Genomic DNA, 15,364 nt, shown 5'->3' on the forward strand with positions numbered 1-15,364 from the left:
AAAAATGTCGTAATTTTGAGTTTCCTAAACTTTTAAAAAATACTTTAGACATGATATTTGATTTTGATATGATTCAGTCGGTCTATGCGCGTTATCCTGAAAGGATTGCCAAAGCCCGAGAAATCGTTGGAAAACCCCTTACACTCTCGGAGAAAATCCTTTTTACCCATCTTTGGGAAGGTAACCTGAGCCAGCAATATGAGCGTGGGAATTCTTATGTAGACTTCGCGCCAGACCGTGTTGCGATGCAGGATGCTACCGCACAGATGGCCTTGCTCCAGTTCATGCAGGCCGGCAAAGCAAAAGTTGCTGTTCCTTCTACGGCGCATGCGGATCACCTTATTCAGGCGCGTGTAGGTGCGGAAGCCGATTTGCAGGATAGTATCAATAAAAACTCCGAAGTTTTCAATTTTTTAAGTTCTGTATGCGATAAGTACGGAATCGGATTCTGGAAGCCGGGCGCGGGAATCATTCACCAGGTAGTGCTCGAGAATTACGCATTTCCGGGCGGTATGATGATCGGAACAGATTCACACACTGTGAATGCCGGTGGTTTAGGTATGGTGGCCGTAGGTGTAGGGGGCGCTGATGCAGTAGATGTCATGGCTGGCATGGCCTGGGAACTTAAAATGCCGAAACTTATCGGTGTGAAGTTGACAGGCAGACTCAACGGTTGGACTTCCGCAAAAGACATCATCCTGAAAGTGGCAGGTATCTTAACTGTAAAAGGTGGAACCGGCTGCATCATTGAATATTTTGGCGAAGGTGCTGAAAGCCTTTCTGCGACCGGAAAAGGAACAATCTGCAACATGGGAGCTGAGGTAGGTGCTACGACGTCTACTTTCGGATATGATGATTCTATGAGAAGATATCTTGCCGCTACCGGACGACAGGCCATCGTAGATGCTGCTGATAAAGTGGCAGAACACCTGACCGGCGATGCAGAGGTCTATGCAAATCCTGAACTGTACTTTGATCAGGTGATTGAAATAAATTTAGATGAACTTACGCCGCACCTGAACGGTCCGTTCACGCCCGATTTGGCTACGCCAGTATCTGAGTTTCGTGCGAAAGCCGAAGCAAACGGCTGGCCGCTTGACGTAGAATGGGCTTTGATTGGTTCTTGCACCAATTCATCTTACGAAGACCTTTCACGCGCAGCTTCGATTGTAGAAGATGCCGTAGCTAAAGGTGTAAAGCCTAAAGCAATTTTAGGAATCAACCCAGGTTCAGAGCAGGTGAAATATACTGCGGAACGTGACGGATTCCTCGATTCTTTCAGAAAATTTGAATCAGCGAGAATTTTCACGAACGCTTGTGGGCCATGCATCGGTCAGTGGGATCGTGAAGGTGCTGAGAAAGGAGAGAAAAACTCCATTATCCATTCATTCAACAGAAACTTTGCAAAAAGAGCGGACGGAAACCCAAATACGCACGCCTTCGTTGCTTCTCCGGAAATGGTAGCTGCGATCGCGATTTCAGGTCGTCTGGATTTTAACCCGATTACCGATACACTGACAAACCAGAACGGTGAGCAAATTCGTTTGGACGAACCTAATGGTTTTGAATTGCCTGCTAAAGGTTTTGATGTAGCCGACAATGGTTACCAAGCACCTTCTGAAGACGGTTCGCAAGTTCGTGTTGACGTTAATCCTACGTCTGACAGACTTCAGTTGCTTACGCCTTTTGAGCCGTGGGACGGCAGAAATATTACAGGAGCGAAACTCTTAATCAAAGCGTTCGGAAAATGTACGACAGACCATATTTCAATGGCTGGACCTTGGTTGAAATACCGCGGACACCTTGATAATATTTCAAATAACATGTTGATTGGCGCTATCAACGCTTACAACATGGAAACGAACAGCGTGAAAAACGGTCTTAACGGCGAATATGATGAGGTGCCAAATGTGGCGCGCGCTTACAAGGCAGCCGGCATCCCAACCATCGTTGTAGGTGACCAAAACTATGGTGAAGGTTCTTCACGTGAGCACGCTGCAATGGAACCGAGACATCTTGGTGTACGTGCAGTTTTGGTGAAGTCTTTTGCGAGAATTCACGAGACCAACCTTAAGAAGCAGGGTATGCTTGCGCTGACTTTTGACAATGTTGATGATTATGACAAGATCTTCGAAGATGACACAATCAACTTCCTTGATTTAGATCAGTTTGCACCCGGACGCCCGGTACAGCTCGAGTTTCAGCATGCCGACGGAACGAAGGACATCATCCTTGCAAACCATACGTATAATGCGCAGCAAATTGGCTGGTTCAGAGCTGGTTCAGCTTTAAATCTGATTGCTGAAGAAGCAAAAAACAATTTGTAAGAAATATTAAAACCTTATAAAAACAGAAAACCGTACTGATCCAGTGCGGTTTTTTTGTGCTTTGTTTTTAAATAAATAACGGAAACAAAAATTTAATATCTCAAATAAGTTAATTCCCGCACAGTATGCAGGCTTTTGTAACAATTTACCGCTTTCATGGTCTAATTGAAGTAAATTAAATTCAGTAGCTTATCCATTTATGAAAAAATCAATCGTAATTCTTTCTATTACCTTTCTTAATTCCTATGCGCAGGAAAAACCCAAAACAGACCGCGAATCTACTATTGAAGGAGTTACTGTAGTAAAAGCTAAAAAAGCGGTTGAGCAGAAAGCCGACCGTACCATTTTCGACTTTTCCGAACAACCCCAGCTCAACTCCGGCACGCTGATGGAAGGTGTGAAGAAACTTCCGGGTCTGGTGGTAACCGATCTCGCCGGAATGATGTACCAGGGAAAAATCCTCGATGTGTTTATGGATGGCCGGCCGCTGAATATCAGCTCAAATGAACTCAATGGTTTTTTGGAAGGTATGCCCGCGAATTCTGTTGAACGTATCGAAATCATTACGCAGCCGGGAGCGGAATTTCCCGCAACTTCAGGTGGCGCCATCCTGAATATCATCACTTCTAAAACGGCCAAAAATTACCTTTCCGCAACCTACTCCGGGAATTATAGTTTTACAGATTATGACAGGTTGAGAAGCCGAACCAATAATTCATTAAGCTTAAATGCGAAAAACAAATATTTCGGGTGGCAGCTTAATGTGGGCCAAAATTACCGCGAGAATCTGATGTTTGCCGCACTAGATGACCTCTCCACGACAAGAACTGATGGCCGCCGCCGCGGCTATTTTGCGAAAGCCGCCATGACTTTTGATATCGCTTCAGACCGTCTCTTGCTGAACTATGACATCTACCACAACAATAATGACAATTATACCTTCAGCACCGGACGGTATTTCGGAACGCCTTTCCAGAGCGAAGATGATGCGAACACCTTTAATGTCCGTCATGAAGCCGTAGCCACTTACCAAAAAAGGTTCGCTGATAAGAATAAAAAACTGGATTTTAAGTATAACCTAAGCAATTCGTCGTCAGAATTTGAGCAGATCAATCGTCTGCAGAATAGTGCGGTACTGCAAAATAATTCTGAAATGAATGTTTCGACGTTTAAAGTAGATTATTCACAACCGCTGAATATTCTGGATGAAGGTAAGATGAGTTTCGGTGGATTGTATGATATACAGAACTTCACCACAGAAAGCGAAGGTATCACGAATCTCGATTATGAGCGCCAAACGGCTTCCACCTATCTTGAATTTCAGACAAAATTTAAAAAGTTCGATTTCATTTTGGGCACGAGAGCCGAAAATTATGATATTTCGGGCATTTCGAGAGCTTTTGACACCAGCGGGAATCTGGTCGAAAAAGATTTGATTCCGTTTAATAAATTCCAGTTTTTCCCAAATTCCAGCGTGCAGTATAATTTTGTTCCGAAGATTTACCTTGCGCTTAATTACAACCGCAAAATTACACTCCCGGGAATTTCTGCCCTTAATCCGAACAACAGCATTTACCAGAACGGAAACACCGTGACAACCGGTAACCCGAATCTCCAACCCACGATATTCGACAATTATGAAGTGAAAGTTTCGATGTTCGATTACGCTTTTATCGGCTACAGCGCGAGTAATGCAAAAAACCAGGTTATGCAGCTCGTAACGCGCGAAAAAGTGACAGATCCAGCGACTGGACTTGAAAATGAATACATCAGAAACCGTCAGGAAAACATCTCGGAAGTTACGGTTCACAATTTCAATGTGGGCTTACCAATTCCTTTAATGATATTTTCTACGCCTCTGAAGGAAATCATGAATTTCAATTTCAACCCTGATAAGATCAATTTCATCTACGTTTATGCGGCTTATCAGAAACACGTGCTGCCTGATATCGACACCAAAGGATTTCTGATGCTGAATCTCAACTCGCAGTTCATTCTGCCCAAAGACATTAAGCTTGCCATCAATTATTTCGTGATTCCGCGGAATGCGAATTATTACTATTTCCAGACGGTGAATCCGGTGGGCAACAATATTGATGTGACGCTCTCGAAGAAATTCATGAAAGACAGATTGAGCGTTTCGGTGTTTGCAAATGATATTCTGAATGGTCAGCAAATGTCTTTCCGGTCACTTACAGCACAGCCGAATGTGGTTTTGATGAACAAATTTGACAGCAGGAACTTCGGTTTTTCGGTAAATTATAAGATCCCAACCAAAAACAAACTGGCGAAAGAAGCCCCAAATTTGCTGAATCAGGAGAAAAAAGAAGATGGCGGAATGATAAATCCGCTTCCATAATCCGCCAAAAAAACCGTGACTTTCTGCACGGTTTTTTTTGTTTCTATTTTTCGCAAGCCTGCCACACGGGATCTTCTTTCGGAACAGGTGCAGTAATCACCACGTTTTCCTTGGTCACAGGGTGGGTGAATTCAAGTTTCCTGGCGTGGAGATGTATGCCACCGTCAGGATTTGAGCGCGGTGCTCCGTATTTCAGGTCACCTTTAATAGACGCTCCAATTTTAGAAAGTTGCGCGCGGATTTGGTGATGACGGCCGGTTTCGAGGTCTATTTCCAAAAGCATGAAATTGTCGAGCTGTCTGATGACTTCGTAATTGAGGATGGCTTCCTTCGCGTTGTCGGTTGCTTTGGTGAAAACAGTCGATTTATTTGTCTTTTCGTTTTTCTGTAGATAATTGATTAGGCGCGCAGATTGCGGAATATCGCTCTTCGGCACCACCGCCCAATAGGTTTTTTTGATCTCGCGGTCTTTCACCATTTTGGTCAACCGCGTCAGCGCTTTAGAGGTCTTAGCGTAAATCACAAGTCCTGAAGTTGGCCTGTCAATGCGGTGTACGAGTCCTAAAAATACATTTCCGGGCTTTTGGTCGCGGTTTTTTATATGATTTTTAATGAGTTCAAGTATAGATTTATCGCCGGTCTTATCACCCTGAACAAGTTGGCCCACCTTTTTGTTGATGACCAAAATATGATTGTCTTCAAATATGATCTGATCTTCGATATTACTTTCGTTTTGCCTCTCCATTATTTATAGAGCCGTGTTTTTTATTTAATTAAATGCTTGAGATAACCGGAAAGAAAGAGTTTCTGCGATTCGAAAGCCAAATCCTCTAAATCCAGATTTTCAGGTTTGAGCCAAACGGTTTCCGAAACTTCAGCAAGATCCAGTTCAACATCGAATTTTTGATCCGTTGCATATTCGTAAAACAAATCCAAAGTATTGTAATCGATCCCGTTATAATGATATACGTTTGGTAAACTGCCTAAGTGTTTTAAGCCGGACGGATCAATATTGTAGCTAAGCTCTTCCGAAATTTCACGTACGCAGGTGACTTCGGCGCTTTCTTTTGGATCCACGAAACCACCGGGAAGGTCCAGTTTGCCTTTCATCGGTTCCTGGCTGCGGCGTGTGAAGAGAATTTCGTCGTTATATTTAATCAAGACCGCTACTGCGCCGGCAACATTATGAAATAAACTGAAATCGCATTCAGAACAACTCCATTTTTTCTCACCATCCCACTGCAGCGTTTCCCGTCCACATTTCATACAATACCTCAGTGCGCTCATTTAAACCTTGTTTCGCGGATGATAATTGAGGATGACATCCCGAAGTTCTTCGTTTTTCAGGTGTGTGTAAATTTCTGTAGTTGTAATACTTGAGTGACCCAACATTTCCTGGATATACCGCAGATCCGCACCATTCTGCAGTAGGTGCGTCGCAAACGAGTGGCGGAACGTATGCGGTGAAATTTTCTTGTTAATTCCGGCTTTTTCCGTTAATTCTTTAATGATAATAAAGACAATCACACGGGACATTGCCGAACCGCGACTGTTCAGAAAGAGGATGTCCTCACACTTTTTGTTGACTTTATATTTGCTGCGAACCTCGGTGATATACTGTTTGATAAGTTTCGCTGTAAAATGGGCAAGCGGTACAAACCGTGATTTATCACCTTTTCCGTCTACTTTTAGGTATGATTCTTTAAAATTTATGTTTGAAATTTTAAGGTCGATCAGCTCGGAGACTCGTAAACCACAGCCGTAAAGCACTTCGATCATGCAATGATTGCGGCGACCTAAATCTGTAGAGAGATTGATGGCTTTGATGATGCGTTCCACATCCTGAAAACTTAATGTGTCCGGAAGATAAAACCCGAGTTTAGGGCTTTCAAGCAGCGTCGTAGGATTGTCTTCGCGGGCCTCGTCTTCAGCTAAATATTTAAAAAAAGCTTTAATAGAAGAGATCCACCGAGCCTGAGAACGCTCGCTGAATTTCTGCTTGGAAAGCTGGAAGAGATATTCCTGCAGATTTTCATACGAGATTTCCAGAGGGCCCACATCCAGTGTTTCTTCGGCGTAGCTCTGTAACTTCCGGATGTCCCGCAGATAGGCATCAAGGGTATTGTCGGAAAAATTCCGTTCGTACTTCAGAAACTTTTCGAAATCCTCTATTTTTTCCTTCCAGGTCATTTTGTTGGGTTTTAGCTTAATAGTTCCTTGGCAATCCTCAGTACAGAAACGCCATGTTCCTGCAGGAATTCTATACCTGCATTGTCCGAATATTCGTCTACGTAGACCACTTTTTTTATTCCGGCCTGCACGGCAAGCTTGCTGCAGTCTTTGCACGGCGAAAGTGTAAGGTATAATGTAGCATCCATAGCCGATTGCGTCGAGCGCGCCAGTTTCAGGATCGCGTTGGCCTCTGCGTGCAGCACATACCAGTGGGTTTTTCCCAACTCGTCTTCACAGCAGTTGTCAAATCCTGAGGGCGTTCCGTTGTAGCCGTCTGAAATAATCATGCGGTCTTTCACGATTAGTGCGCCAACCTGGCGCCGCTTGCAGTAGGACAGTTGTGCCCATTCCATCGCCATTTTCAGATAGGCGATGTCGAATTTTGTAGGTTCCAAATGATATCTGTTAAAATGCTGGTTTTCTTTTTTCAAGAAACGCGGCTACGCCTTCTTTCTTGTCTTCCATCTCGAAAAGTTGCCCGAACGACTTTATTTCCGCGTCAAATCCTTTTTCAGTGTCTGATAGGTTTACCGCCTCGATTGCTTTGGAAATGGCCATTGGCGAATTCCGTACAATTGTCGTAGCAAGTTCCAATGTTTTTGGCAGCAGATCTTCCGGACTAAAAACCTCGTTTACAAGTCCAATCTCTTTCGCGCGCGCTGCAGGCAGCATCTTAGCGGAAAAGATAAGTTCATTCGCCAGGCCTTTACCTACCAGTTTCGGCAGGCGCTGTGTTCCGCCATATCCGGGAATAAGTCCTAAGGTAACTTCCGGCAGACCGAGTTTAGCGTTTTCTGAAGCATATCTGATGTGGCATGCTAAAGCGAGTTCAAGTCCGCCTCCGAGTGCAAAACCGTTAACAGCGGCAATCACGGGTTTATTGAGGTTCTCGATCTTATTAAACAAAATATTCTGCCCGTTTCTCGCCAATTCCTCTGCCTCGGGCGTTTTAAAGTCCGAAAATTCTTTGATGTCTGCACCCGCAACGAAAGATTTCTCTCCGCTACCGGTTAAAACTATTACTCGTATCTGATCATCTTCATTAAATTTTCCGAATGCGTCGCTCAGTTCACTTATGGTCTTTGAGTTCAGTGCATTCAGGCTTTGTGGTCTGTTAATGGTGATGATCGCAATACGTTCCTGAATTTCTGTAAGGATATTTTCGTACATGCTTAAATTCTGTTTGTTAATGGTTTATGTTTCTGTTGACTTAGCCGGGATAAAGTCGGTGTCTTTAAATCAAATTAGAGCGAATGGCTCATCATATTAGCATCGATATTCACCTGCAAACCGGTCGCTACCTTCATCCCGAGTTCTATATTCGCACGGAAAAGGTGGCACAGCTGACGGTTGATGATGTTTTTTGCGTCGCTTCCTTCTATTTGCTGCATCTCTTCGACGATGTTTCTGATCAAAATCTGCCGTTCGGCATCATTCAGAACTTTAGAAAAGAAAAGGCCGGGTTGGGTATAGTGATCACCTTCGTTGTCATATTGGTCCGGCTTAAACGAAATGCTTTGTGCTACGTCATCCATCGCATGATATTTAGGGGAAGAAAAATCCTGATTGACAGGTAATTGCTCTGCATTTAGGCCTAAACGGTGGCGCTGCGCATCAGCGTATGAAAAAAGACGTGCCTGCAAAATTTTATCCGGTGACAAACCGATGCCGGAAATGGTATTGGCAGGGGAAAGTGCCGCCTGCTCCACATCATCAAAATAGTTGGTCGGAATCTCGTTAAGCTCAATTTCGCCGACTTCAATAAGCGGGAAGTCCTCATGCAGCCAAACTTTGGTAACATCAAAAGGGTTCCAGCGGGAAGTTTTCGCTTCTTCTGCGGTCATCACCTGTATCGCTAAAGTCCATTTCGGGAAATTCCCGGTGTTTATCGAACTTAAAAGGTCAATATGCGCAAAATTATGCTGTGTGCTTCCACCGTTGAAAGCGTGTGCGCCCTGTTGGCTGATCAGATGAAATTTAACCCAGAATCTTTCCGAGTTTCTATTGATCAAAGAAAAAGTATGTGTGCCATAGCCGTGCATTTCGCGGAAGTTTGCCGGCACGCCACGGCCCGACATCAGCATCAGCAAAACATGCAGAGATTCAGGATGTGCGCTGTAGAAATCCCATTTTTTTGCTGCGGAGCGCAGGTTTGTACTCGCGTCCGGACTTTGTGCACGCATATACTCTGAAAAATGCTGTGGCTCTTTGGTGAAAAAAACAGGCAAATTATTTCCTACCAGATCCCAATGGCCTTCTTCTGTATAAAACCTTAGCGAAAAACCGCGCAGGTCACGTTCAGCATCAGAGCTGCCTTTTTCGCCGTGCATCGTAGAAAAGCGCGTAAATACGCGGCATTTAGTACCGATTTTTGAGAATAGTGATGATTTGCAATAATTAGAAATATCATGAGTGACGGTGAAAGTACCGAAGGCGCCGCTTCCTTTAGCGTTCGTCACCCGTTCGGGAATTTTGCGCCGTACAGAGCGCGCTACGCTTTCACCCACCAATAAATCAGACAAGCCGAGAGCGGGTTGTGTAATCTTCTGAGAATCATTAAAGTTATGGTCAGGGCTCATGAAAAAAAATTGTTGTGCAAATTTACGGAATTTGAACTGAAAGTTGCGGATTTCGATTAAAATAGAGAAAACAGCTTACATTTGCAGCAGAAAAATTTACTTTTATGAATATTCAGCAGTTGGAATATCTTATCGCCGTGGATAAGTTTAAACATTTTGGGCGTGCTGCGCAGTCCTGTTTTATTACGCAGCCTACGCTCAGTGCGATGATTCAGAAATTCGAAGACGAGTTGGATGTGAAAGTTTTTGACCGTACAACGCATCCCATCCGTACTACCGACGTTGGAACACACATCATCGAAGATGCCAAGCGCGTCATCGATGCCGTGAACGAACTTCGGAATAAGGCCAGCTTGCTGAATAATGTTCTTGCCGGAAAACTGAACCTGGGCATTATACCTACGATTTCAAGCTACATACTGCCGGCTGAGATTTTTGATTTTCTCAAAGAAAACCCAAAGATAGAGCTCGATGTGAAGGAAATGACTACGGACAATATCATCAAACTGCTGAAATCCGGTGAATTGGATGCGGGCATTATTTCCACACCATACGATGCGGCAAACGAATTCTTTCAGGATTTCCTTTTTAATGAGGAACTGATGGTTTATTCATCTGAAAGTCAAAGCAAAGACACTTTTGTTCTTCCGGAAGAGGTGAACAACAGTAAGGTGTGGCTTTTGGAGGAGGGAAATTGCCTTCGGACGCAGTTCGAGAACATCTGTATGCTGAAGGAAAACTCTTTAAAACCGCAAAATCTGGAATTCCTGGCTTCTAATATCAGCACTCTTATCCAAATGGTTGACCGCGTTGGTGGTCTCACCGTATTGCCGGAACTTGCCGTGCCGCAACTTTCAACGGAACAGAAGGAAAAAGTGGCGCGTTTTCGCAAGCCTTTCCCGTTCCGGGAGGTGAGTTTGATCTATTACAAACCTACTTATAAACAAAAGATTCTGGATCAGATGGCGGATTCGATCCGCAATTCGCTTCAGGAAAAACTCAACTACAACCGCAGCCCGGAAGACTTTGAAAGTGTGCAGCCGCAGTAATGTTGCAGCGGTATGGTTTAATTTGTAATCTGCATTATTTGTAGTAAATTTGCCTCCGATAATTCGAGAGGAAAAATTTGACTGATTGCAACCTCACTAAAAAATGCTAAAACAGAATTTCTATTTTAGTTTCTTTTGTAATCACTCCCTTTTTTTCTTTAATATTTTAATTAAAAAATCAAAAGAAATATGTCCTATTTATTTACGTCCGAGTCTGTATCAGAAGGCCACCCGGATAAAGTGGCCGACCAGATTTCAGATGCACTGATCGATCATTTCCTGGCCTATGACCCCTCTGCGAAGGTAGCTTGTGAAACGATGGTTACCACCGGCCAGGTAATTCTTGCCGGAGAGGTGAAGTCTTCTGCCTATCTTGATGTTCAGGATATTGCGAGAAAAGTGATCAACAATATTGGCTATACCAAAAGCGAGTATATGTTCAATGGTGATTCCTGCGGTGTGATTTCTGCGATACATGAGCAGTCACCGGATATCAATCAGGGTGTAGACCGTGTGTCAGATCATGCAGATTTTGAAACGAAGGCCAACGCTCAGGGTGCTGGTGACCAGGGAATGATGTTTGGGTATGCTACGAATGAAACCGAAAACTACATGCCGCTGGCGCTGGATTTAGCACACACCATCTTGCGCGAACTTTCGGCTTTGAGACGCGAAAGTAACGCTATTTCTTATCTCAGACCAGATGCAAAATCGCAGGTGACTATAGAATATTCTGATGATCACAAACCTATCCGCATAGATTCAATCGTGGTTTCTACGCAGCACGACGAGTTCGGCAGTGAAGAAGCGATGCTGGCTAAGATTGAAAAAGACATCATTGAAATCCTGATCCCGAAAGTGAAAGCTGCACAAAAGCGTGAGGTACAGGAACTCTTCAATGATCAGATAAAATACCATATCAACCCAACCGGAAAATTCGTTATCGGTGGGCCGCACGGTGATACAGGACTTACCGGCCGTAAAATCATCGTGGATACATACGGTGGAAAAGGCGCGCACGGTGGAGGTGCATTTTCGGGGAAAGATCCATCGAAAGTTGACAGAAGCGCTGCTTACGCGGTGCGTCATATCGCTAAAAATCTTGTAGCTGCCGGGGTGGCAGATGAGGTTCTGGTTCAGGTTTCTTATGCGATAGGTGTAGCTGAACCTTGCGGACTGTTCGTAACGACTTATGGTACTTCAAAAGTTGATTTTACAGACGGTGAAATAGCTGAGAAACTTAAAGGCATCTTTGACCTTAGACCTTACGCTATCGAGCAGAACCTGAAACTGCGAAATCCGATTTACCTTGAAACAGCATCTTACGGACACATGGGAAGGTCGCATTATGTTGCCAGTAAAACATTTAACAAAGGCAAGGACAATGAAAAGACGATTGATAATCTTGAATTTTTCACCTGGGAAAAACTGGATAAAGTAGAAGAGATCAAGAAAGCTTTTGAACTTTAATACAAAATAAAAAAAACCGAACTGCTTTGCCTGTGCAAAGCAGTTTTTTTTACCTTTACCATTTACACCAAATATAAAAATGGCTAGATATTTCTTACTCCCGCTTTTCCTGATGATGTGTTGTTCGCCCCTTCTTCGTGGGCAGATGGCCGTGCATAGGCTGCTGCATGCCGGCTATGTTTACCAGAACCAAAGTTTCGGTGAAGTAGGAGGGCGACTTCTTTTTCTGGAGAACGATGATGTAGTGTACCGCCTCGGTGCCTCTGCATTGATGGGTTCTGCAAACGGGGAGTTCGCCATCATGCCCAAAGTGCAGGGAGATATTTTACTTAATTTTGAGCGTAACGTAGATTTTTATCATTCCTACTATTTTTTGGCAGGCGCAGAAGTCACGACCAAATACGCAGCTCCGAAAATAGGTGCGACACTTTTCGGCCTGATTGATGTTACCGGCGGATATGCGTTCCCGATCGATAAAAAGGGCATCAACGGGAAGGAATTGAAAGGTTTTAATTTTAACTTTACAGTCAACCTTCCGCTCGTCATGTTGCAGGATTTGAGCCGATAATTAATTTTCTTTAAAAGATTCAAAAAAATTAACAGTGTATTAACTTTTTTATTACTTTTACAGACCTAATTCAAAACAAACCTCTATAGATTAAATAACTCTACTTCTGTAAAACCGGACCTCGGAAAACCAACTGTGAAAGTTGGCAGCAATTCGGTTTTTAAAATGAAGCAAGTTATGAAAACACATACAGATAGCAGGTTGATCTCAGACTATCGCAGCGGTAACGAAAAGTCCCTCGCCATACTGATCGAGCGACACCAGAAAGACCTTTTTTCCTTTATTTTCTATAAGCTGATGGATGAAGAGTTGGCTAACGACATCTTCCAGGATACTTTTATGAAAATAATTGTCACCCTAAAAGAAGGGCGATATAATGAAGAAGGCAAGTTCATCCTTTGGGCTAAACGCATCGCCCACAATCTCATTATCGATCATTACAGGCTGAAGAGCAAACACGTGAAAGTTTCTGAGACATCTTATGAAAATGATGAATTCTCTATTTTTGACCTTATCGCAGGAAGTGAGGAAAACATTGAGGAACAGCTTATCAGCAAGCAGATCAAAGATGATCTGATGAAGATGCTCATATATCTTCCCGAGAACCAGCAGGAAGTAATCCGTCTGCGTTTCTTCGATGGGCTCAGTTTCAAGGAAATCGCAGATCATACAGACAGCAGCATCAATACCACGCTCGGCCGCGTGCGTTATGCCCTTATCAACCTACGCAAAATAATGGATGAGCACAAGATAATTTTGACGCGCTGATACTATTTGGCAGTTTCTTCCGTTTTTAGTGAAAACCATTTAGCCTATGAAAAAAAATGACACTTTAAACGAAAAACTATTGAAACCAAAAAAACACACCATTGATTTTCTCCTGAGTTTTTCCAAAAGCATACATGTGCTGAAAACTAAAACCAAAAACCAGGTCGTGGTGAAGAACTAAGGTTTAATTTACCTAATTTTGTGCTGTATGAAGATGCAGCACATTTTTTTTGACCTCGACAATACCCTTTGGGATCACCGCCATAACGCGTACCTCACACTTAAGGAAATTTTTGAACGCGAAAAGGTTCGGGACAAGTATAACATCCACTTCGAGGAGTTTCACAAAGAATACTTTACCATTAACGAACGTCTGTGGGCGCAGATCCGGGATGGCGAAATAGACAAAGAACATCTGCGTAAACACCGCTTTCACGATTCTTTCCTATTTTTCGGCATCGATGATTTCACCTTGGCGCAAACCTTTGAAAAAAATTTTTTAGATGAAATACTGAATTATAACGACCTTGTGGAGGGTGCGTTCAGCTTGCTGGAATATCTTTCAGACAAAGGCTACACGCTGCACATCCTTTCAAATGGTTTTGAAGAGGTGACGTACCGCAAATGTGAACTTTCAGGCATAAAGAATTACTTCAAAACCATCACCAGTGCCGATGAGATCGATGTCCGCAAGCCGAATCCGGAGATTTACGCGTATGCGTTGAATAAAGCCGGTGCAAAGATTGAGGAATCTGCTATGATCGGTGACGACTGGATTGCCGATGTGGAGGGCGGAAAAGCCTTTGGACTGAAAGTGGTTTTCTTTGATGTCTTTAATGACAATTATGAAGCGGAAGGTGTCACTGTCATTAAGAAATTAGCAGAACTCAAAGATATATTCTGACCCTCCCGAAAGCTCATCAGGACGTTTGGACAAAAACATACAGGTCTTTTAAACAAAACATACGGACGTTTTCACTGAAGCGTCCGTATGTTTTTTAATGCTTTTCAGCATGAATATTTCAAACGCCAAGGCTTTCTCTTACACGCGCCAGCGTTTCCGCTGCAATCTTTCTGGTTTTTTCGGCCCCTTCCTGCAGTTTGTTCTCCAGTTCGTGGAGGTTGTTCATATAATAACTGAAGAGTTCACGCTCTTTTTGGAACCGTGTTAAAATTAGATTCAAAAGCTCCGTCTTTGCATGTCCGTAGCCAAAATTGCCCGCAAGATACTTTGCTTCCAGTGCAGCTGTTTCTTCCGGCGAAGCGATGAGTTTGTAAATCGCAAAAACTTTGTCGGTTTCGGGATCTTTTGGCTCCTCGAGCGATTTAGAATCTGTCTCGATGCTCATCACCTGTTTTTTAAGCTGTTTCTCCGGAAGGAAAATGTTGATGATGTTGCCGCGTGACTTAGACATTTTGTTCCCGTCCGTACCGGGCACATATTTGGTATCTTCCTGTAGCTCCGCATTCGGCAGCACAAACACCTCACCCATCTGATGATTGAAGCGTGAGCCCATGTCTCTGGCCATCTCCAGATGCTGCAGTTGGTCTTTACCGACCGGTACCACCTCTGCATCATAAAGCAGGATATCTGCGGCCATCAGCACCGGATAGGTGAAAAGGCCGGCATTTACGTCTTCCAGACGGTCAGCTTTATCTTTGAATGAATGCGCCAGCGTAAGTCTTTGGTACGGAAAAAAGCATGAAAGATACCACGAAAGTTCACAGACTTCAGGGATGTCGCTTTGCCTGTAAAAAAAGGTTTTTTCAGTATCGAGGCCACATGCGAGCCACGCAGCCGCAATTTCGTACGTATTTTGTTTAAGTTCTGCCGCATTTTTTATCTGCGTTAATGAATGCAGGTTCGCGATGAACAGAAAAGATTCGTTATCCGATTTTTTTGATAGTTCGATGGCGGGGATTATGGCGCCCAGAAGATTTCCAAGGTGCGGTGTACCCGTTGCCTGTATACCGGTGAGGATTCGTGACATTTATCGAAATGTTTGGTTTGA

The 15,364-nt window shown here is 43.6% G+C and carries 15 protein-coding genes; 8 read left to right on the forward strand and 7 right to left on the reverse strand.

Translation table 11 applies throughout. The features are described 5' to 3' along the window. Nucleotides 1-50: 50 nt before the first annotated feature. Both QEP06_RS07900 and QEP06_RS07905 read left to right on the forward strand, forming a co-directional pair. Entirely contained in the window at nucleotides 51-2,327 is a 2,277-nt protein-coding gene (locus tag QEP06_RS07900) for an aconitate hydratase (RefSeq protein ID WP_285269784.1), read from the forward strand. A 199-nt stretch (nucleotides 2,328-2,526) separates the two neighbouring features. Then, on the forward strand, nucleotides 2,527-4,686 hold the full coding sequence (locus QEP06_RS07905) for an outer membrane beta-barrel protein (RefSeq protein ID WP_285269785.1): 2,160 nt from the start codon (nucleotides 2,527-2,529) through the stop codon (nucleotides 4,684-4,686). A gap of 43 nt (nucleotides 4,687-4,729) precedes the next feature. On the opposite strand, the gene QEP06_RS07910 is transcribed toward QEP06_RS07905, so the two are convergent. The 6 genes from QEP06_RS07910 to QEP06_RS07935 all read right to left on the reverse strand — a co-directional run bounded on the left by QEP06_RS07910 (nucleotide 4,730) and on the right by QEP06_RS07935 (nucleotide 9,497). Beyond that, nucleotides 4,730-5,431: an RluA family pseudouridine synthase gene (locus QEP06_RS07910; RefSeq protein WP_285269786.1), complete on the reverse strand. Its 702-nt coding sequence runs from the start codon at nucleotides 5,429-5,431 to the stop codon at nucleotides 4,730-4,732. A 20-nt stretch (nucleotides 5,432-5,451) separates the two neighbouring features. Further along, the gene (locus QEP06_RS07915; RefSeq protein ID WP_285269787.1) at nucleotides 5,452-5,973 is read right to left on the reverse strand and encodes an NUDIX hydrolase; all 522 of its coding nucleotides are present in this window, start codon (nucleotides 5,971-5,973) and stop codon (nucleotides 5,452-5,454) included. Further along, nucleotides 5,974-6,876, reverse strand: a complete 903-nt coding sequence (xerD, locus tag QEP06_RS07920; protein WP_251832392.1) for a site-specific tyrosine recombinase XerD — start codon at nucleotides 6,874-6,876, stop codon at nucleotides 5,974-5,976. Between the two features lie 11 nt (nucleotides 6,877-6,887). Beyond that, on the reverse strand, nucleotides 6,888-7,313 hold the full coding sequence (locus tag QEP06_RS07925; RefSeq protein WP_285269788.1) for a deoxycytidylate deaminase: 426 nt from the start codon (nucleotides 7,311-7,313) through the stop codon (nucleotides 6,888-6,890). A gap of 10 nt (nucleotides 7,314-7,323) precedes the next feature. Further along, entirely contained in the window at nucleotides 7,324-8,088 is a 765-nt protein-coding gene (locus QEP06_RS07930) for an enoyl-CoA hydratase/isomerase family protein (RefSeq protein ID WP_251832391.1), read from the reverse strand. 74 nt (nucleotides 8,089-8,162) lie between these two features. Continuing rightward, complete coding sequence (locus tag QEP06_RS07935) at nucleotides 8,163-9,497, reverse strand: catalase (protein ID WP_285269789.1); 1,335 nt, start codon at nucleotides 9,495-9,497, stop codon at nucleotides 8,163-8,165. 104 nt (nucleotides 9,498-9,601) lie between these two features. Here QEP06_RS07935 and QEP06_RS07940 point away from each other — a divergent pair, with 104 nt between their 5' ends. The 6 genes from QEP06_RS07940 to QEP06_RS07965 all read left to right on the forward strand — a co-directional run bounded on the left by QEP06_RS07940 (nucleotide 9,602) and on the right by QEP06_RS07965 (nucleotide 14,256). After that, nucleotides 9,602-10,546 carry a hydrogen peroxide-inducible genes activator gene (locus QEP06_RS07940; RefSeq protein ID WP_285269790.1) on the forward strand — a complete coding sequence of 315 codons (945 nt, stop codon included), beginning with the start codon at nucleotides 9,602-9,604 and terminating at the stop codon, nucleotides 10,544-10,546. Nucleotides 10,547-10,735: 189 nt separating this feature from the next. Beyond that, nucleotides 10,736-12,016, forward strand: coding sequence for a methionine adenosyltransferase (gene metK, locus QEP06_RS07945; protein WP_285269791.1), 1,281 nt, complete (start codon nucleotides 10,736-10,738; stop codon nucleotides 12,014-12,016). A gap of 79 nt (nucleotides 12,017-12,095) precedes the next feature. Continuing rightward, entirely contained in the window at nucleotides 12,096-12,584 is a 489-nt protein-coding gene (locus QEP06_RS07950; protein WP_285269792.1) for a hypothetical protein, read from the forward strand. 177 nt (nucleotides 12,585-12,761) lie between these two features. Further along, on the forward strand, nucleotides 12,762-13,352 hold the full coding sequence (locus QEP06_RS07955; RefSeq protein WP_251832386.1) for a sigma-70 family RNA polymerase sigma factor: 591 nt from the start codon (nucleotides 12,762-12,764) through the stop codon (nucleotides 13,350-13,352). 46 nt (nucleotides 13,353-13,398) lie between these two features. Next, nucleotides 13,399-13,533 (forward strand): hypothetical protein, encoded by a 135-nt coding sequence (locus QEP06_RS07960; protein WP_285269793.1) that lies wholly within the window; start codon nucleotides 13,399-13,401, stop codon nucleotides 13,531-13,533. A gap of 27 nt (nucleotides 13,534-13,560) precedes the next feature. After that, on the forward strand, nucleotides 13,561-14,256 hold the full coding sequence (locus QEP06_RS07965) for a YjjG family noncanonical pyrimidine nucleotidase (RefSeq protein ID WP_285269794.1): 696 nt from the start codon (nucleotides 13,561-13,563) through the stop codon (nucleotides 14,254-14,256). Between the two features lie 118 nt (nucleotides 14,257-14,374). Here the strand turns inward: QEP06_RS07965 and trpS are convergent, their stop codons facing one another. Then, the gene (gene trpS / locus QEP06_RS07970; protein ID WP_285269795.1) at nucleotides 14,375-15,343 is read right to left on the reverse strand and encodes a tryptophan--tRNA ligase; all 969 of its coding nucleotides are present in this window, start codon (nucleotides 15,341-15,343) and stop codon (nucleotides 14,375-14,377) included. Nucleotides 15,344-15,364 lie beyond the last annotated feature (21 nt).

Source organism: Kaistella rhinocerotis (assembly GCF_030243905.1).
GTDB lineage: Bacteria > Bacteroidota > Bacteroidia > Flavobacteriales > Weeksellaceae > Kaistella > Kaistella rhinocerotis.